General features: G+C 38.6%; 21 protein-coding genes. 1 reads left to right on the plus strand and 20 read right to left on the minus strand.

Translation table 11 applies throughout. From position 1 onward, the window contains the following. Positions 1-60: 60 nt before the first annotated feature. Positions 61-2,919, minus strand: coding sequence for an aminomethyl-transferring glycine dehydrogenase (gene gcvP / locus B7E04_RS16430; RefSeq protein WP_080779588.1), 2,859 nt, complete (start codon positions 2,917-2,919; stop codon positions 61-63). 423 nt (positions 2,920-3,342) lie between these two features. On the opposite strand from gcvP, the gene B7E04_RS16435 reads away from it, so the two are divergent. Continuing rightward, a complete protein-coding gene (locus tag B7E04_RS16435; protein WP_080779589.1) occupies positions 3,343-4,407 on the plus strand; it encodes a DcaP family trimeric outer membrane transporter in 1,065 nt (354 codons plus the stop codon). A gap of 350 nt (positions 4,408-4,757) precedes the next feature. Here B7E04_RS16435 and B7E04_RS16440 read toward each other — a convergent pair whose 3' ends face one another. From B7E04_RS16440 to B7E04_RS16535, 19 genes are all read right to left on the minus strand, one after another. Next, positions 4,758-5,405: a J domain-containing protein gene (locus B7E04_RS16440; RefSeq protein WP_080779590.1), complete on the minus strand. Its 648-nt coding sequence runs from the start codon at positions 5,403-5,405 to the stop codon at positions 4,758-4,760. A 265-nt stretch (positions 5,406-5,670) separates the two neighbouring features. Continuing rightward, positions 5,671-5,928, minus strand: coding sequence for a hypothetical protein (locus tag B7E04_RS16445; RefSeq protein ID WP_080779591.1), 258 nt, complete (start codon positions 5,926-5,928; stop codon positions 5,671-5,673). An 89-nt stretch (positions 5,929-6,017) separates the two neighbouring features. Continuing rightward, the gene (locus B7E04_RS16450; RefSeq protein ID WP_080779592.1) at positions 6,018-6,350 is read right to left on the minus strand and encodes a hypothetical protein; all 333 of its coding nucleotides are present in this window, start codon (positions 6,348-6,350) and stop codon (positions 6,018-6,020) included. Between the two features lie 14 nt (positions 6,351-6,364). Continuing rightward, a complete protein-coding gene (locus B7E04_RS16455) occupies positions 6,365-6,943 on the minus strand; it encodes an RNA polymerase sigma factor (protein WP_062647821.1) in 579 nt (192 codons plus the stop codon). 335 nt (positions 6,944-7,278) lie between these two features. Beyond that, on the minus strand, positions 7,279-9,285 hold the full coding sequence (locus B7E04_RS16460) for a S9 family peptidase (RefSeq protein WP_080779593.1): 2,007 nt from the start codon (positions 9,283-9,285) through the stop codon (positions 7,279-7,281). Between the two features lie 173 nt (positions 9,286-9,458). Continuing rightward, entirely contained in the window at positions 9,459-9,917 is a 459-nt protein-coding gene (locus B7E04_RS16465) for a DoxX family protein (RefSeq protein ID WP_080779594.1), read from the minus strand. Between the two features lie 236 nt (positions 9,918-10,153). After that, on the minus strand, positions 10,154-10,597 hold the full coding sequence (locus B7E04_RS16470) for an SRPBCC family protein (RefSeq protein ID WP_080779595.1): 444 nt from the start codon (positions 10,595-10,597) through the stop codon (positions 10,154-10,156). Between the two features lie 27 nt (positions 10,598-10,624). After that, positions 10,625-11,053: an SRPBCC family protein gene (locus tag B7E04_RS16475; protein WP_080779596.1), complete on the minus strand. Its 429-nt coding sequence runs from the start codon at positions 11,051-11,053 to the stop codon at positions 10,625-10,627. 140 nt (positions 11,054-11,193) lie between these two features. Next, the gene (locus B7E04_RS16480) at positions 11,194-12,027 is read right to left on the minus strand and encodes an SDR family oxidoreductase (RefSeq protein ID WP_080779597.1); all 834 of its coding nucleotides are present in this window, start codon (positions 12,025-12,027) and stop codon (positions 11,194-11,196) included. A gap of 165 nt (positions 12,028-12,192) precedes the next feature. Further along, on the minus strand, positions 12,193-13,047 hold the full coding sequence (locus B7E04_RS16485; protein ID WP_080779598.1) for a VOC family protein: 855 nt from the start codon (positions 13,045-13,047) through the stop codon (positions 12,193-12,195). Positions 13,048-13,260: 213 nt separating this feature from the next. Further along, positions 13,261-14,127 (minus strand): VOC family protein, encoded by an 867-nt coding sequence (locus B7E04_RS16495; RefSeq protein WP_080779600.1) that lies wholly within the window; start codon positions 14,125-14,127, stop codon positions 13,261-13,263. Positions 14,128-14,210: 83 nt separating this feature from the next. After that, positions 14,211-14,453 (minus strand): helix-hairpin-helix domain-containing protein, encoded by a 243-nt coding sequence (locus B7E04_RS16500; RefSeq protein ID WP_228439968.1) that lies wholly within the window; start codon positions 14,451-14,453, stop codon positions 14,211-14,213. A gap of 35 nt (positions 14,454-14,488) precedes the next feature. Further along, the gene (locus B7E04_RS16505) at positions 14,489-14,902 is read right to left on the minus strand and encodes an SRPBCC family protein (protein ID WP_080779602.1); all 414 of its coding nucleotides are present in this window, start codon (positions 14,900-14,902) and stop codon (positions 14,489-14,491) included. 76 nt (positions 14,903-14,978) lie between these two features. Next, positions 14,979-15,410, minus strand: a complete 432-nt coding sequence (locus tag B7E04_RS16510; RefSeq protein WP_080779603.1) for a VOC family protein — start codon at positions 15,408-15,410, stop codon at positions 14,979-14,981. Positions 15,411-15,664: 254 nt separating this feature from the next. Continuing rightward, complete coding sequence (locus tag B7E04_RS16515; protein WP_080779604.1) at positions 15,665-16,441, minus strand: alpha/beta fold hydrolase; 777 nt, start codon at positions 16,439-16,441, stop codon at positions 15,665-15,667. A gap of 2 nt (positions 16,442-16,443) precedes the next feature. After that, entirely contained in the window at positions 16,444-16,968 is a 525-nt protein-coding gene (locus B7E04_RS16520) for a hypothetical protein (protein ID WP_080779605.1), read from the minus strand. Positions 16,969-17,007: 39 nt separating this feature from the next. Then, positions 17,008-17,469 carry a DinB family protein gene (locus tag B7E04_RS16525; RefSeq protein ID WP_080779606.1) on the minus strand — a complete coding sequence of 154 codons (462 nt, stop codon included), beginning with the start codon at positions 17,467-17,469 and terminating at the stop codon, positions 17,008-17,010. Positions 17,470-17,780: 311 nt separating this feature from the next. Continuing rightward, positions 17,781-18,194: a VOC family protein gene (locus tag B7E04_RS16530; RefSeq protein WP_080779607.1), complete on the minus strand. Its 414-nt coding sequence runs from the start codon at positions 18,192-18,194 to the stop codon at positions 17,781-17,783. Positions 18,195-18,273: 79 nt separating this feature from the next. Continuing rightward, complete coding sequence (locus B7E04_RS16535; RefSeq protein WP_080779608.1) at positions 18,274-18,864, minus strand: Crp/Fnr family transcriptional regulator; 591 nt, start codon at positions 18,862-18,864, stop codon at positions 18,274-18,276. Positions 18,865-19,117 lie beyond the last annotated feature (253 nt).

Genomic DNA, 19,117 nt, shown 5'->3' on the forward strand with positions numbered 1-19,117 from the left:
AACTAAAAAAAAGCAGCCGTTCAGAATTCTGAACGGCTGCATTATATTTATGGTAAATGATTACATATAAGCTTCAATCGGCTCACAGGTACATACCAGATTTCTGTCTCCATATGCTTCATCCACTCTGGATACGGAAGCGAAGAATTTGTGATCTCTCACCCACTCTAACGGATACGCTGCCTTTTCTCTGCTGTATGGTTTATCCCATGAATCTGAGATCACCAGCTGCTCAGTGTGCGGCGCATTTTTAAGGACGTTGTTCGCAGGATCTGCCTCTCCGTTACCAATCTCATCAATTTCTTTTTTGATGGAGATTAATGCTTCTGCAAAACGGTCGATTTCAGATTTGCTTTCAGATTCTGTAGGCTCAATCATCAGTGTTCCGGCTACAGGGAAAGAAACGGTAGGTGCATGGAAACCATAGTCCATTAATCTCTTCGCAACATCTGCTACTTCAATTCCAAGGGATTTGAACTGACGGAAATCTACAATACATTCGTGGGCTACTCTTCCATTTTCGTTTGAATACAAGATCGGGAAATGCTCAGCCAATATTTCTTTAAGATAATTCGCGTTCAAGATAGCATGTCCGGTTGCTTTTTTCAATCCGTCTGTTCCTAACATTTTAATATAAGAATAAGAAATATTAAGGATTAATCCGGAACCGTAAGGTGCTGCAGAAATACCGTCGATCGCCTCTTTAGAACCGATTTTGATATTCGCATTGGAAGGAAGGAAAGGAACGAGGTGCTTGGCAACACAGATCGGTCCAACTCCAGGGCCTCCTCCTCCGTGAGGAATTGCAAAGGTTTTGTGTAAGTTCAGGTGACAAACGTCTGCTCCAATGTTTCCAGGGATTGTGAATCCTACCTGAGCGTTCATATTGGCTCCATCCATATAAACCTGTCCGCCGTGCTCGTGGATCAGGCTGGTAATTTCTTTAATGTTGGCATCGAAGAATCCGTACGTTGACGGATACGTGATCATCACACAAGACAAATTCTCAGAATGCTGTTCTGTTTTAGCTTTTAAATCTTCGAAATCAATTTCTCCGTTTTCAAGGTTTTTAACCACCACAATCTTCATTCCGGCCATTGCTGCAGATGCAGGGTTGGTTCCGTGTGCAGACTGAGGAATCAGTACTACATTTCTGTGGCCTTCACCTCTTGAAATGTGGTATTCTCTGATGACCATTAATCCTGCATATTCTCCCTGAGCTCCTGAATTCGGCTGCAATGAAGTTCCTGCAAAACCTGTGATCTCGGCAAGATCTTTTTCAAGTTCTTTGATCATTTCCTGGTAACCTCCGGCCTGATCTACCGGTACAAACGGGTGTACACTTCCCCAGTCTGCCCATGAAAGCGGAAGCATCTGAGTTGCTGCATTCAGTTTCATTGTACAAGATCCAAGGGAGATCATGGAATGCGTTAACGAAAGGTCTTTTCTTTCAAGACGTTTGATGTAACGCATCAGTTCTGTTTCTGTATGGTATTTGTTGAATACCTGCTCCGTAAGAATTTCGTCTTTTCTTAACAATTCTTCAGGAATGCTGTATCCTTCTTTAATTTCTAATTTGAAAGTCTGCTTATCTTTAAACTGAGCAAAAGAAGCCATCAGATAATTTAATTTCTCCAATGTTGTACTTTCGTTGATCGCAATACTTACCACTCCTTCCGTGAAATAATTCAGGTTCAGTCTGTGGTCAAGCATCATTCTCGTCAGTCTTCCTTTCTCATCCTCACTCATCGTGATTTTTACCGTATCGAAGATTGGTTCTTCAACTACCTGGTATCCTAATGCTTTCAGTCCGCTTTTCAAAGCATTGGCTTTAAAGTGGATCTGGTCTGCGATATAGTTCAACCCTTTCGGACCGTGGTAAACAGCATACATTCCTGCCATTACTGCAAGAAGTACCTGCGCAGTACAAATATTGGAAGTTGCTCTTTCTCTTTTAATATGCTGCTCTCTGGTCTGAAGCGCCATTCTCAATGCACGTTTTCCGTACATATCCTGAGAAACCCCGATGATTCTTCCCGGAATATCTCTTTTGTAATCTTCCCTGCAAGAGAAAAATGCAGCGTGAGGACCTCCATAACCCAATGGAATACCAAATCTCTGTGAAGTTCCTACCGCACAGTCAGCACCCATGGAAGCCGGTGATTTCAGTTTAACCAAAGCCATCGGATCACAAGCCACTACCACCTGTAAATCTAATTTTTTATATTCTACAATATCTTCAGTGTAATCCAGAACGATCCCGTTTTTACCAGGATACTGTAATAAGACCCCGTAATAGGTCCCGTCAAACTGGTGGGTTTTGTGATCGCCTTCCACAATTTCGATTTCCAAACCTTCTGCTTTTGTCTTCAAAACGGCAACGGTTTGAGGTAAAACAAGATCGGAAACAAAGAATTTGTTGGCATTTGCTTTTTTCTGATCCTTCGTTCTGTTATTAAAGAACATGTGCATAGCTTCGGCAGCCGCTGTAGATTCATCCAGAAGAGAAGCATTAGCCAGCTCGAAACCTGTAAGGTCACATACTACCGTCTGGAAATTCAAAAGCGCTTCCAGTCTTCCCTGTGCAATTTCCGCCTGATAAGGAGTATACGCCGTATACCAGCTTGGATTTTCAAAGATGTTTCTCTGAATAGCGGACGGCAAAAGTGTATTATGGTATCCAAAACCAATATAGCTCGTATAATCCGTATTCTTCGATGCCAGGTCCTTTGAATGGTTCAGCATTTCGTATTCTGAAAGCGGTGCGGAGATCTCAAGATCCTTCTCCAAACGGATAGAGGAAGGAATAGTCTGAGAAATTAGTTCTTCAATACCTGAAACGCCCAATCTTTCCAACATTGCCTGTTTATCGGCTTCATTAAGGGAAATGTGACGGCTCACAAACTGTTCTGTATTCATTTTTATTTATTAGATTTTGTTCGTAAAAAAGATTCGTAAAATTACGATTTTTTAAAAGACTGTACAAGAGTCAAAATCCCTGGTATTTTTCTTAAAAATGTTTAAAATTTTTGAACAAAGCTTTTTTGAATGTTAAAAAATCAAAATTGCACATTTCACCGATAAATGAATTTTATTTCAGAAAAAAATATCTTTTCGGAATATTTAATCTTTCCTTCTTTAATTTAATCCATTTTCATTCACTTCCTTTTATACAAAAACATAAAATAATCAACTTATACCGTTCTCAACGTGATTTGTACATTTACCACCGATAAAGAAGTTGAACAGATTCTATCTGTCATCCGGTTCTGAATCATTTCAAAACTAATACTCAAAAAATTCTAGTGCAGATGAGAAAATAAAGCCACTTAACACACAAAAATGACGAAAAGAAAACGGAACGGAGCTATGATCCCGGCATTCGCCACGATGGCCCTTATCTCAATTCAGACAAAAACTCATGCACAGATAACAATCGCCAATACCCCACCCAGCACATCCGGAAAAAAATGGTCTGCTTATTTAAAAGGATTTATACAGGCAGATGCTATGCTCGATTTTCAGGACGTAGGATTTAAAGACGGTTTTATCAGCCCTACGATTGCTATTCCCCAGCATCATTCCATAAGCAGCCACTACAGTGTAAAGCAATCACAGATCGGAATAGGAATAAGACAATCCCATTCATCCGGAGATTCAGGTCTTTCCGCTTATTTAGAAATTGATTTTATGGCTCCCAACGGAACGACTTCTCCCAGGTTCAGGCAAGGTTATATACAATGGAAAAACTGGCTGGCTGGCCAGACCTGGAGCAATTTTGCGGATGTTGATATTTTTCCCAACATATTTGATTTCGTTGGTCCTAATGGTGTAATGCTTTCAAGATCCTTCCAGATCCGCTACTCAAAAAAGCTTTCTGAAAAAGGGCAGGTATCATTTTCTCTGGAAGACCCAGGTGAAATCAGCATTACAACACCTGAAGCCCACCATAAATGGAAGAAGAAAAACTTAATCCCCGTCTTAACAGCTTTATACCGGTATGGAAACAGCAGAGATTATATCAAAGCCGGAGGCATCGTTTTGCCTGTTAATTTTGAAAACGGTAAAACATATACAGCTACAGGCTTCGGAGGGCTGATCTCGTTCAGAAAATCAATTAATTCCGATAACATCAGGTTTCAGACCTCGTATGGAACCGGATTTTCGAGAAATAACCAGGCTTTAAGCGGATCAGGTTATGATGCCGTTTTTAACCCGGAAACCAATAAACTGGAAACTCTGGCTCTTTTCAATATCATAGGTATTTATGAGCATTTGTGGGCTCCTAAGTGGAGCTCGACTGCATACTACAGCTATTCTCAAATAGGGAGAAAAACACATGACGAACAGGAAGATTATGAGGTGTTTTCAAAATGCATCGATCAATCTTGTTTACCAGCTGGATAAAAACTTAAGGTTAGGTGCTGAGGGGAACTACGGCAAAGCAGAAAATGTGAGAGACGGTCAGGCGGAAGCTTTCAGAATTCAGTTTTCCGTTTCATTTTCTTTTAATTAATGCAGTATACAGCAGGTCTGTTTTTCAGGCCTGTTTTTTTATGAAATTTTATTAATTATATTTATTCTAAATTAATATATTTGCAGCATGAATATGATTGTCCCTTTTAAAGTACCACCATTGACTCCAGTATATGCATTCAATAATGAAGATATGTTCTGTGAAAAGAAATCCTGCTGCAAGAAGTTCAAGAAAGGAAAAAGATGCAAGAAGTGCCCTGGAAGAAAAAAGATGGCCTAAACTATCCGAAGTTTTTCACTAAAAAATAAATGGCTGCAGCCAGAATAAGAACACCCCAGATCAGCATCATGATCTTTGGCTGACCTGATGTATTGATTCGCGTTCGAGGTTGAGGCTTAAACATTTCTTCCACACTGTTCTTGAATTGTGCACCATCACTCTCAAATACCTCTGTAATGGTAATTCCCTGCACGGCAGTTTTGTGCAGCAATGAATTGGTCGCATGAAGCAGAAGCTGGAATTTTCCATCCTTAAATTCCGTGATCTTAAAAATTCTTTCTCCGAAAGGCTTTTCAAGGCCAAAAGGCAGTATTTTCACCACATCGGCATTGCTCGTCTGCCAGTTAATGATGATCTCCTCCCCTTTTTTTGCATGAACTTTATTCGCCGTAAATGTTTTAATAGAAGGCGGAACATGATATCTGAAACTTTTCTGATGGTTTTCCAGATTCTGATCATAGGTACGTCTCCTTCCACTATCACTCAATATTTCATACGCCTCCTGGATTTCACGGAAACGTCCGGCAAAGAAATCATCATTATCATTTTTATCAGGATGGTATTTTAAAGATAATTTTCTATAGGCTTTTTTGATGTCTTCTTCTGAAGCATCCTGAGAAATCCCGAGAAAATAGTAGTAATCTTTCATTGAGCTATGCAAAAATAAGGATTTATTTGTTTTCCTGAATTATTAATTGCCGGGTGGCTTCGAGAGCCTAAGCCACCTATGATCTACAACCCGTAACCTAATCTATAATATGTTATGTTCAATTGTGTACGTTGTAATCTCTGTTAGTTTCCCGATTGATGGGTGGCTGAGGGCCTCGAAGCCACCATTTCCTAAAAAAAGATTCCGGCGCGGGAAGCGAAGCTTCCCGCGCCGGAATTTAACAATTTCCATTTAGTTTTACTGCTTATGCTTCTGCAGTATCGTTCATTTTGCAGCATCTTGAAGAGAATTCTTTTTTGAATTTCCCTTTCAGTTCCTGATACTGCTCATCATTCATTTCTCTGATTTTATCGGCAAGACCGAAAGGCGACTTTTCCTTGATTCCATATTCATTAAAAATACCTTTCATAAATCTTTTTCTCTGGGCTATTTTTTTGGCAGCCAATGCTACACCTACCACAGCTAATGCTCCTAGAGCTCCTTTTAACGCTGAATTTTTCATTTTTTCAAAATTTTAAATTTTACTACTTCTTGTTTCTTATAGAGACGGATGAATTTCAATTTTACTTTACTACTTCTTAAAATTTTTAATTATCTGTTGTTTCTGTTGAAGAATCCGCCTGAGCATCTGTCTTTCCATATTTCCTTGAATTTTTCCCGTTCTTCGGGAGACAGCCCGGCCATTTTTTCTCTCATCTTTCTTTCTTTAAAGTCTCTCATTCCTTTTCCGAAATGGAAGCCTCCAAAAAGGATCTTGCTTAAGATCAGTATTCCCATTGCCTGCCAGAATGTAATGGTTTTCACCCCCAGGATATCGGGAAGAAGGCAATTCCAAAGCCACATCACAATAAAGGTAACGGCGGCGAGAATAAGCGGCGGACATAACAATAAAAATATCCAGCCTTTTTTGTGTTTATGATTCATAACTTTCTTCTTTACTAACTATTTAAATCTTCGTATAATTTCTGGAGTCTGTTTCTCAAATGCTTCACAGCATAATTTTTCCTGCTGATAATGGTCTTGATATTTTCTCCCTGTTCATCTGCAATCTGCTGCAGGGTTTTATCGTTCAGTTCATTTTCTACGTAAACCAGTCTTTGCTTTTCGGGAAGTTCATCCAATGCCTCAAACAGTTTTTTCCAGATTTCATCCTGAAACATCTTGACTTCAGGACCGGCGCTTTCATCCAGCAACAGGATATCCTTGATGGAAAAGCTCCCATCCTCATCTTCATACACGAAATCTTCCAGATTTTCTGTTTTCTTTTTGCGGTAACGGTCCGTAATTTTATTTGCTGTTACCCTGTACAGCCAGCCGCCCACATTCACAATCTCAGAAAGATTGGTCAGACTGCTGAACTGAAACCACACTTCCTGCAGAATATCTTCCGCATCTTCAGTGTTTTTCACTTTCGGACGAATATAGGACATCAGCTTTCCTCCGTACTTTGAAACGGTTTGTGAGATGATACTTGCTTTCTCCTCCTGTGGCATTGTTATTTCTTCGACAACCTCCATACTGCTATGACGATCTGTCTTTTGGTTTTACTTTAATAAATTTAAAAAAAATTATTGATTGTTGAATTTTCCCTGCTGGATGCAAGTTTGAGAGCAGAGGGTTTGAGGGTCAGAGAGTACTTGTGCCGGAAAAGCAAACAGAAGGTGATTTTTCTATATTCAAAAAGTATCTCTCAATTTTAGTCTTAGCCTTAGTCTTATCCTCAGCCTCAATCTGAAATCTGATGTCCGATGTCCGATGTCTGATGTCTAAAATCTAATTTCTAACCTCTAACTTCTCAATAAAAAACGGGAAGCATTACACTCCCCGATTATATTGATTTGATTTTATTTATTTATTTTTTATTGAAGTTCTCCGCAAAGAAGCCCAGCATATATCTGTACAGCTCTATTCTGCTTGGTTCTTTTTTAAATCCGTGCCCTTCATCGTATTTTACCATATAAGGAACCTCAACTCCTTTTGAACGGATCGCTTTTACAATCTGATCAGATTCATTGATATTTACCCTAGGGTCATTGGCTCCCTGAACCACAAATAACGGTTTTTTGATTTTATCGATATGGAATACAGGAGAAACTTCTTTCGCAATTTTTGCTTCTTCAGGATTGTCAAGGTCATACCAGATCTGTTTTACCATTTCTTTGTAAGGTTTCCAGTATTCCGGGAAGGACTCAAAGAAGGTGAAGATATTGGAAACTCCTACATAATCCACTCCGCAGGCGTAAAGATCCGGAGTTTTGATGAGTCCCATCAGTGTAGCATAGCCGCCGTGGCTTCCTCCGTAGATAGCAATTTTATCTTTATCCACCCAACCTTGTTCTATCACATATTTTACTCCGTCTTCCACGTCATCCATTGCTTTTCTTCCGATCTGCTTATAACCAATGTGCTGGAATTCTTTTCCATACCCACCGGAAATTCTGAAATTCACATGTAGCGTTGCATACCCTCTGCTCGCAAAAAGTTGATCTTCAGGATTGAATCCCCATTCATCCCTGATTCCCTGCGGACCTCCGTGAGGATTAACGATTAACGGAACTTTTTTACCATCTGCTGCTGCTTTCGGTAAGGTAATATATCCTCTGATGGTAAGACCGTCCCTGCTTTTAAATTCAATAGGCTTCATTTCTGCCATATCTTCTTCTTTCAGCTGTGGCATCAGGTTATACAGAAGTTTTAGCTGTTTGGATTTTGTATCGTATTCATAGTAAGTTCCGTAGAGTTTATCACTGCCTACCACTACTAAAAGTTTGTTTTCGTTATCATCGGAAGATACCACTGAGAATTCCTTGTCTTTGAATTCAGATTTTAATTTATCATGAACTTCCTTATAAAATTTGCTGACAGGGATTATTTCTCCCTTAATACCAGTATAGCTGATATAATCCAGTTCATAATTTCTGTTTTTACGCGCAGTGCTTATAGAACTTACGTCATATACAGGATTGGAATATACCTCTTTGATGATCGCATTTTTCTTCAGATCATACAGCACTATTCTCGTTTTATCACTGTCCAGATTGGTTACTACATAAGCCTCGTCCTTATTTTTGGAATTATCATTCAAGCCGATAATACTGAATGTATTTTTCCAGTCCGTTGATTTGATCAGGTTAAATTTACCTGTTGCGAGGTCTTTATAATAGGTTTTCGTAGTCAGACCGTTTTCCAGGACGGTATAGCCTCTCATATTTCCATCTTTGTCAAAAAGATAGCCGTCAATAGGGTTATTAACGTCTTTATTTTCATAAAGCTGGGTCATTTCCCCGGTATTGAAGTTTATTTTATAAGGTTCAAAGATCTGCTTATTGTTCTTGTTAAGGGCCACAATTACAAATTCAGTATCCTTAATAATATCTGCGTAGTTCAGGGTTACCCCTTCAAATGGGGTTAAATCTTTCAGGTTTTTGCCATCAATATCTACGGCATACATATGCGTATTTTCATTACCGCCCTTGTCCTGGGTGTAGAACAGTCTTTTTTTGTCTAACCAGCCGTAGCTTCCGATAAGATCATCTTTTTCTACAATTGCTTTTGTAATTTTTCCGGTTTTCAGCTCTTTTATGTAGACATGGTTTTTCTTGTCCTTATCTTTTTCTTTATAGGAAAGATACTGGCCGTCCGGTGAAATTTTGAACTGTGATGCATTGGGTCTTGCAAAATAGTCTTCTACTTTATACTTAAAATTCCCTTTATCAAAAGAGACCATTTTTTCAAGGCTTTCTTTGGAAGAAGGAAGTGTAGGGTCGCCCGGCAGTTTAGCCGTTGAAGTTTGTGCATTAATCATAATTGCTGACAGTACGACCTGGGCCGCACCAAAAATTTTTGCATTTAGATTCATAACTTATTTTTTGGTTAATTGTACATCTGGATTTTAAAAACTAATCTTATATCAAATAAGACAGTTTTAATACAAATATGTTACATGATATACAAAAAATTCATCAAAAAAATTTATTTATATAAAAAAAATAACAAATAGTAAATTATTAAAATTTTATTTACTACAGATCATCAGTTTAAGTAAATACCGAAGTAGTACGTCCAAGCAATTAAAATAAGCTGCATGGGAATTCTCTCCCGGTAAAGATAACGCATACCCGGACCGGTATAATCTGCTTTAAAAATATTGATTTTTTTCTGTGAAGAATTGATATTGGCTATAAATACCAAAACATAAAAAATAATCAGCAGAACTGCGGTAAGTTTCCTTATTTCTGGAATCATCAGTCCAATTCCCGCTGCAATTTCAAGAACTCCGGTGAAATATACCCAGAACATTTTGCCCGGCACAAAATCAGGAATCATCATGGCCATTCCTTTCTGAAATTTAAAGTGTGACAATCCGGTGAATATAATAAACACAGCCATTCCCAGATTTCCTGAAAATAAAAAATCAGGTTTTCCCTCAGCTATGTAAGTGCCCAGAAGAGCCAGAATGAAGGTGGCGAAAAGGATGGTGAGTAATTTCATGCTTTAGTTGTTTTAAAATCTATACAAAAGACGCAAAAGTTTTTTAAGACTTAAAGTTATTTTTAAAGTTTAACGTGGGAATGCATATAAGTTTACATAAGTTTATTCCAATCAAGGATGTTAAGGTGAGAAATCCTCACATACATCTGTCAAATCTGCGAAATCAGGGGGAGATAAAACAATAAACCTTATAAATCCGGAAATCTATAAGGTTCATCTTCTTTAAACATAAAAAGTTATTTACTTTCCGCCAGATTTTTCACAACTTCCAGTCCTTTGGAAAATCCGGTATTCATATGATCTTCCCAATCTTTTTCAGTTTGCACCTCAGCGTGCAGCTTTGTCTTTCCATCCAGATCAATCAGGATATACTTTTCGAAAGAGCCGCTCCACTCCATGACTTCCTTGCTCTGCGTATCTTCATTGCCTTCTTTATCTACCATGCCAAGATGTTTGAAAATAATCTGGTTGGGCTCGTCAATGCTGTCAATGGTTGATACCATTCCTTCTCCTTCCCCATTAAGGAAGTATGTTTTTCCGCCGACTTTCCAGTCGGATTTCATTTTACTGCCGGAACCGAAAAATTGGGTCCATTCAGTGTAGGAATCTGAATCCCAAAGGACATTCCATACTTTCTGTGGAGATGCATTGATCTCAATTTCGTAAGATAAGGTTTCCATATTTTAAATTTTGGTGGTTAGCATAATTTATAACTGATTTTCTGAAAGGTTTTTTACGATTCCCAAAGCATTCGGAAATTTTTCTTCAAAAAAACTCTTAAACTCATCAGGAGTATTGATTTCAATTTTAAGTAGTGTTCCGGTTTCTGTTTCCTGTAAAAAATAGGCTTCCGTAGCATCGCCCCAGTTCTGTTCTTTCTCTACACCGCCATAAATTTCCCCAAGGTGTAGAAATTTAATTTCCTTATTGGGAATACTTTTTTCAACACGGCTGAACATCCCGTCGTTATTGGGGTCAAGGAATTTTACTATATTTCCTTCTTCGAAAGTTCCCTGGTAAAACGAACCTTCGGTAAATGCGGTCGTCCACTGCCTGTACGTCATATCGCTCCAGAGTACGTCCCAAACCTTTTCAGGCGGTGTATCAATCTGGATTTCAAAAAATAGTTTTTGCATTTCTTTTTATTTAGATGTTAGGTTAGATTTCAGATGGCAGATATCAGATGTCAGATATCAGATGTCAGACTATAGATTTCAAAATATGACTAATAGTCCTTCCAACTCATAACTCATAACTCATAACTCATCACTCATTTTCATCCTCCTACAAAATCTCCGCCATTAATATGAATCACTTCGCCGGTGATATAATCTGCATCTCTGGAAGCAAGGAAAACATAAGCCGGTGCCACTTCCGATGGCTGACCAGCTCTTTTCAGAGGCGTATCTTTTCCAAATGTTGAAAGATCACTGAAGGCTTCCTTCACTAATGGCGTCCAGATCGGGCCGGGGGCAATTCCATTAACCAATATTTTCTTATCAGCAAGATTGGTTGATAAAGATCGGATGAAAGCCAAAATAGCACCTTTGGTAGCTGCATAATCAATCAGATGGTCACTTCCGCGGTATGCGGTAACAGACGTTGTACAGATGATACGGCCTCCTGGTTTGATCAACGGTAAAAAATCTCTCGTAAAAGAAATCATAGAAATAATATTGGTATCGAAAGTTTCCTGAATCTGATCGTCTGAGATCTTTTCAAGACTGTTTTTTGAGGTATGGATTCCTGCATTATTCACCAGGATATCCAGCTTTTTCCATGCTTTCTGTACTTTGTCCAAACATTTTGTCCTGAATGCTTTTTTAGTCAGATCACCCTTGATAAGAATACATTCCCGGCCTTCTTTTTCCACCAGCCGTTGGGTTTCTTTTGCATCGTTGTCACTTTCTTTGTAAATAATGGCAATATCGGCGCCTTCTCTGGCAAAATGAACAGCTACGGCCTGGCCTATTCCACTATCACCGCCGGAAATAACAGCTTTTTTTCCTAAAAGCTTCCGGCTTCCCTCATAATCTTTCCTGATAATTTCCGGAAATACCCCTTCTTTAGGGACTTTTGATCTGGATTGTGACTTGTTCTGTGTTTTCATAAGCAAATCTTTTATGTAAAATGCATCAAACAGCAAGCCGGAATGGTTGGGAAAGGCGAAAAGGTAAAAAGGCGAAACTGCGAAAAGGCAAAGAAAGTGAAGAGGGTAAAGGAGCGAATTTGTAAATAAGCAAATTTGCTTTTTAACCGTTTTGCCCTTTTGCCTCTAAGAATTAAACGCGTCCTCCAGGTCCCGGATGATAATATTTTTCATTTTCATAATTGCCTGAAGCACTTTTTCTACTTTTCCTTTGTCAGGATCGGTGAGCAGCTGCAGAGATTGTTTGGGAAAGATCTGCCAGCTTGATCCGTATTTATCCTTTACCCAGCCGCAAACCTGCTCAGTTCCTCCTTCCGAGGAAAGGCCGTTCCAGAAATAATCTGTCTCCTCCTGACCGTCTGTCATCACCACCATTGAAATTCCTTCGTTAAAATCAAATGCATGATCATGGGAATTATCCATACAGAACAGGCTGTAGTCATCAATTGTAAAATGGGCATGCATCACATGCTCCGGGTCTTCACCGGACTCTCCCCCATCTTTATACCTGGAAATATCTCCAACCGCTGAATTTGGAAAAACTTTGGTATAAAACTCCATGGCTTCCACCGCTTTTCCATTATTCTGATGAATAAACATCAGGGTAGGAACCAATTTCTGATCACTTGCTTTTTCACCTAAAAACAACTGCCATGTTACTCCGTACCGGTCTTTTATCCAACCATATTTTTCACTCCATGGATAGGAACCCAGGTCCATTAAAGCTGTTCCTCCGTCAGATAATTTATTCCAATACGTCTGAACTTCATCTTCCGTATCACAGATGACCATGAAGGAAACAGAAGGATTTTTATCCATAGGCGGGCCATTAAGAAGCATGATCTTCTGTCCGAAAATTTCAATATTGACAACAACCTGCGTGTCTACGGTTATTTTTCCGTTGAATATCTCACAATAAAAATCTGCTGATTTTCTGGCATTTCCATCGAATAAAATACATGGAAAGATATGGTTATTCATAATTTAGGATTTTATTATTAAGGGTGAAAGGGCAAAAGGGCGAAATCGCGAAAAGGCTAAGAAGCGAAGAGAGCGGATTCGTAAACAGGCAAAATTGCCGAACGGCAAAAGGCGAAATTGCGAAAGGGCTAAGTGGCAAAGTGAGCGAAGAAGGTGAAGAGGCGAATTCGCAAATTTGGTTTTTAGCCGTTTTACCTTTTAGCTTTTTTGCTTCTAAGAATTAAACGCTTCTTCAAGCTCTTTGATGACAATTTTCTGCATTTTCATCATCGCCTGAACTGCCTGCTGTGCTTTTGAACGGTCTGGATCATTCATCAGTTCAATCAGTCTTTTGGGTACAATCTGCCAGCTCAGCCCGTATTTATCTTTAAGCCAGCCGCACATGCTTTCTCTGCCGCCATCTGAAATAAGGGTATTCCAGAGATGATCCGTTTCTTGCTGGTCATCAGTCATAATCACAATGGAAATGCCTTCATTAAAATCAAACTGATGATCGTAAGAATTATCCATACAGAAGAAACTGTAGCCGTCAATGGTAAATTGGGCATGCTGTACGTTTTGGGCAGGTTCAGTGATAGGATGGCCTTCTCCGCCATCACCATACCTCAGGACATTTCCAATACCTGAGTTAGGGAACGTTCCTGTGTAGAATTCCATGGCTTCCATCGCTTTTCCATTATTCTGATGGATAAACATCAGGGTAGGAATTATTTTCTGCGATTCAGGTTTCTCACCCAGAAACAGCTGCCAGGTAACCCCATATTTGTCCTGTACCCAGCCGTACTTTTTGCTCCAGGAATAAGAGTCCAGAGCCATAAGTGCCATTCCTCCTTCTATAAGGCTGTCCCAATATTTCTGAACTTCGTCTTCCGTACTGCAGATGATCATAAAAGAAACAGAGGGATTGGTTTTGAAATGAGGACCGCCGTTCAGCAGCATCAGTTTTTGGCCGAACAGCTCAATGTTCATCACCACAGGAGTATCTGCAGTGATTTTTCCGTCAAATACCCCGCAATAGAATTCTGCAGCCTGTTTTGATTCTTCATCAAACCAGAGACATGGGAAAATATCGTTATTCATATAATCAGATTTTGGAGTTACAATATAGTTTTATAGATCATTGCATGATCAGCAATGACTTCAATATCCGGTAATTTTTGTTATTAGTTTTTGAAGGAAATCTCATGTTCCTTCATATAAATTTTGAGTTTTTCCATCGCGTTCTTTCCGAAACCATGGAGCTTCATGATCTCTTCTTCAGAATAGTCCGAAAGTTTTTCCAGAGAATCTATTTTTTCTCTTTCCAAGGATCTTCTTGCCGGTATTGCAATAACGCCGGACAGGAAATTATTATTTTTTTTAACAACATGATTAACAGCACAAATGGAACTTAAACATTTTGCCATTATAACCAGATTTATCATGACTGATAATGCGTTTTTTAGTGGGTTTCAACGTATTTGTGGAAATTGTTGAGAATAGCATACCAGCCGTCTCTCTGCATTTCCACAGAATTTTGTTTTTCAGGGTCAAAAACTTCGGTAACCTTCGTGGTATTTTCGTCTATTTTATCAAAAATAACTTCTACCTTGCGTCCGTCTTCCATATGATATTTGATCAGCGCATAAGGAATCACTTCATCGTAAAATCCTTCAAAATCAAAACCGAAGCTTTTATCTTTTGCTTCCATTCTTGTTTTGAATTTCCCTCCTGTTCTCAAATCATTTTCTGCGCTTGGACATTCCCAGCTTTCATGGGCAAAATTCCATTTTGTGATATGTTTGGGCTCGTTAAAATAATTCCAAACTTTCTCCACCGGAGCTAAAATTGTGATATCTATTGTAATCGGATCCATAGTTTTATTTTTTTAATATTGAAAAACAAAGGGCAGCTCAGGTAGAACTGCCCTGATAATTTAGTTAAAGATAAGATTATTTTGAATATTCTTCATTATAGTTCACCATCCAATGAACACCATATTTATCCTGAAAACTTCCGAAATAATCTCCCCAAAACTGGTCTTCGATTGGCATTTCTACATTTCCACCTTCGGAAAGCCCTTTGAACAGCCTGTCTGCTTCATCTTTAGATTCAGGAAATATGGAAACATAATTATTATTTCCTACGGTAAGCGTCTGTCCGAAGCCCGGAACAATATCCGAAGCCATTAAAAGATCGTTCCCAATAGGTAGCGCAATGTGCATTACCCTGTTTTTCTCTTCTTCCGAAAGACTTTCGGTCCCCGGAGCATTGCCCATTTTGTGGATTTCCCCGTGGAATTCTCCACCGAAAACAGATTTGTAAAAATTGAAAGCTTCTTCTGCTTTCCCGTCAAAATTCAGGTACGGATTTAATTTTGCCATGATTTCTTGTTTTTAAAATTGTTGTTAATTAATGTTTACTTTGTTTTAAATTATTTTATCCAATTGTTTCAAACGCTGAGGCGCAAATTTTATCAATAACCAACCGTTTTAAGACGCGAGGATTTTATCTCCGATAAAATTGTGTCCCCATATTATTGAGATAACAACAAGATTTATTTAATCATAATCTTTGCTGGAAATCTTTGATTTTTTGCATCTTTGCGTTTATCCATCAATTGTTATCGTAACGAAGACTAATCGTTTAAAAATTTAGTCGCCTCATTGGCTGTCAGGTTGATCAGATCAGAATCTATGTTTCCTTCAAAGTCAGCCATCATATAAGAACCGTGGGTAGCGGGAAGAATCATGAGTCTGGATCCCTGGACCAAACGCCACATTTCTATGACATGTTCCGGCTTCATTACATCCTGATCACCGCTGATAAATAATGCAGGAACTTGTATGGAGGTCAGAATCTTTTCATCCCAGTCTTCAAAAGTCTGCATTCTCCGGCTGTCTTTTTCAAACATATTTTCAAGCAGTGAAAAATCGGGGTTCAGATTAAGAAAATTGATTTTAAGCGGCTCCGGCATCGACTCCAAGGTGGCTTCTGCCATACTTTCGAAAAAACCTTCCATCATTCCGTTTCTTTTATAAAATGACGAGGCGATAATGAGCTTTTCGGTCATTTCGGGATAAAGATGGGCAATCTGCATCACGGTATTCCCTCCGTTACTGAAACCCCAGAAGGAAGCTTTTTCAACATCCAGTTCTTTGAGAAGGGCGACCACATCATGAGCGTCCTGTTCAAAAGTTTCAGGAATATCACGGTGTTCAGTCATTCCGTGGTTTTGCAGGTCTATACCAATCAGTTGAAACTGATCTTCAAGCCTGGCAATGATTTCCTTAAAATCAAATAAGATTGATGAGCCACCGCCATGGATCAGTACCAAAGGTTTTCCGAACCCATAGATTTCATAATACATCCGGATTCCGTTAACCGACTTATATCCTTTTTCTTTGGGAACCATTATTAATATTTTATAGTTTCATCCACATCATATTTCATTCCCGGATAGTCCAGAATCCTTCTCATCAGACCTATCTGTCCGCATAAATAATCCTCACGGCCAATGCACATTCCTGCAAAGTTGAGTTTTGTTTCACGGATAAAAGGAACGCCCATTCCGATCTCGAAAATTTCATCCAGTTCTTCATCCGTCACTTCAAGCAGCTTTTGGAAAACTTTTGGAGAAATATCATGAAAATTCTTTTCCAATTCATCTAAACTCGGATAATTATAGCTTTCATCCAGTGCTTTTCCCTGAAAAAAGAGATCATTGTATGGGTCTTCGTCTTTGAGCCCTAAAACCATACCGAGACCGTAACGCATATTCAGAAAGTTTCCTGCCATCCAGACAATATGATTGGTTTTTCCTTCAATTCTTTTCAATGCGTCTTCTTCCGAGATTCCATCCAAAACATTCAGAAAACTTTGGGTATGCATCCTGTAAGCCGGAATAATGAGCTCTATTTTTTTTGATTTTGGTGTGTCCATTTTTTTGTTTTTTTAGTTGTTTTTAATTTTTTTAGTCTGCTATTTTATCGCGCCCGGTTTTCCCAAGATCCGTCTGAGGATTCCCAGTTGTCCGCTGTGATAAACCTCATGGAGACAGAATATAGCAATATCATTAATAGTTTCAGGACTGAATTTTTCAATGGTATTGAGTTTTGATTCCAGTTTGTCCTGGAATTTTTGCAGATATGATTTTAATTCTTCAAAAGAGACCAGTTCATCTTTTCTTTCCAGTGGAATTGCTCCTCTCTGGTAACAGGAAAACTGTTCTCCATCCCAGACCGGTTCTTCACCAATGGTTTGCAGGAAAGCATTTCTTATGTAAATCAGATGTCCAAGAACCCAGTTCATGTTATTGACATCGCCATTAGGAAAGATCATTGATTCTTCGTGGGTAATGCTTTCGATATTCAATGAAATAACTTTGTAATTGCTAAATACCTGTACTTTTACGATTTCAATATCGTTTGATTTTGTTTCCATTAGAGTAGGTTTTTATTGTTCCGGATTTTTTATTCTAACCACAGAAAGCACAGATTTTCAAAGATAAGTGTATCAAGAATTTGGATAAAATCTCTGATTTTTCAAATACTTATGTGAACTTCTATGCATTCTAATATTAAACTTCAATTACTAAAGTGTTCTAAAACTTTTGTGACTTTTGTGGTTAATATTTTTTTCCCGCAAATCGCAGAAATTTTCACAGATTTTTTTACATTGTTATCATGAATGGTGCATAAATTCGCTTGTTTATCGCACTGATTTTGCGGATACTGCAGATTTTTTACAGGTGTCTAAAATTCGGTGGGCATCTGGGACATATCTGCAAAAGTCATATTCCAGCCGTGCCCGTCAAGATCCCAGAAGGAATTCTGGTACATCCATCCGTAATCCTGAGGCTCCTCATGTTGGGTGCATCCATTTTCCAGGGCTGTATTCACTACCTGATCCACTTCTTCACGGCTGTTCAGGCTGATGGCCACAAGAACTTCTGAGGTATCACCTTTAGGAACAGGCTTGTTTGAAAAAGTCTGGAAATATTCATCTGTCAGGAACATCGCATAGATATGATCTTCCTTAAGAACAACGCAGGCTGCTTTGTCGTCTGAAAATTGTTCATTAATCGGGAATCCCAGTTTGGTCCAGAATTCTTTTGTTCTCTGTACATCTTTTACGGGAAGGTTCACGTAAATTTGGTTGGCTTTCATAATGGTAATATTTAGGGTGTTAAACTTTTAACCAAAATTACCAAGCCTGTGTGAAAATCAACTTGTCATAAGGCAAGATTTAATTTTTCTTTGAATGAGAAACGAGTTCTTTACGGATACGGCTTAAGGATGTGTCTGTAACGCCTAAGTAGGATGCGATCTGCTTAAGCGGGGCAAACTGCACCACCTGCGATTTCTGTTCTAAAAGATTAAGGTACCGTCTGGTTGCTGAAAGTGTAAACATTTCTACGGAACGCTGCTTGTACGCAAAAAGCTCGCGGGACATCCATGACCTACCCCATTCTCTGAGATTAGGTATTTTATGGAACAATTCCTGGAACGTTTCATAATCGAATCTCCAGCATTCACAGTCTGTGATGCAGACAATATTTTCCTGGGAAGGAATCCTCTGGAAAAGGGACAAAACTTCAATAATGATCTCGTTATCGGCAAAAAAATGGGTGGTTACCTCATTGCCGTTAAAATCATTGACAAATGACCGTGCAAGTCCTTTTTCGAGAATGTAGTATTCATTGGCTGTCTTTCCTTCCCCAAGAATGATATCTCCTTTCTGGAACGATACTTTTTCATGGGCATGGAATATTTCTGCAAGCTCTTCATCAAGGAAAAACGGGAAATCATAACAAATCTCTAAAGCTTTACTAGTCATTGTGTCGGTGTTTTTTTAAGGCTTTAAAAATATCATTTTTAATTGAATCTGAGATAAATAAAATTAAACAAATTATTCAATCTCGTTAAAAAGCAGTATTTTACGTATGGTTAATGATTGTTTTTATTCTTTCTAAATAATTAAACACTGGCATTATTTTAAACTCTTTAAATTGAGAAAACGATCAGGATTAATACATCTTAATTTGAACGATTAAAGATATTGAGGAATTAAGTTTCATTAAGAAATAAAG

Origin of the sequence: Chryseobacterium phocaeense (assembly GCF_900169075.1) — a bacterium.
Lineage (GTDB): Bacteria > Bacteroidota > Bacteroidia > Flavobacteriales > Weeksellaceae > Chryseobacterium > Chryseobacterium phocaeense.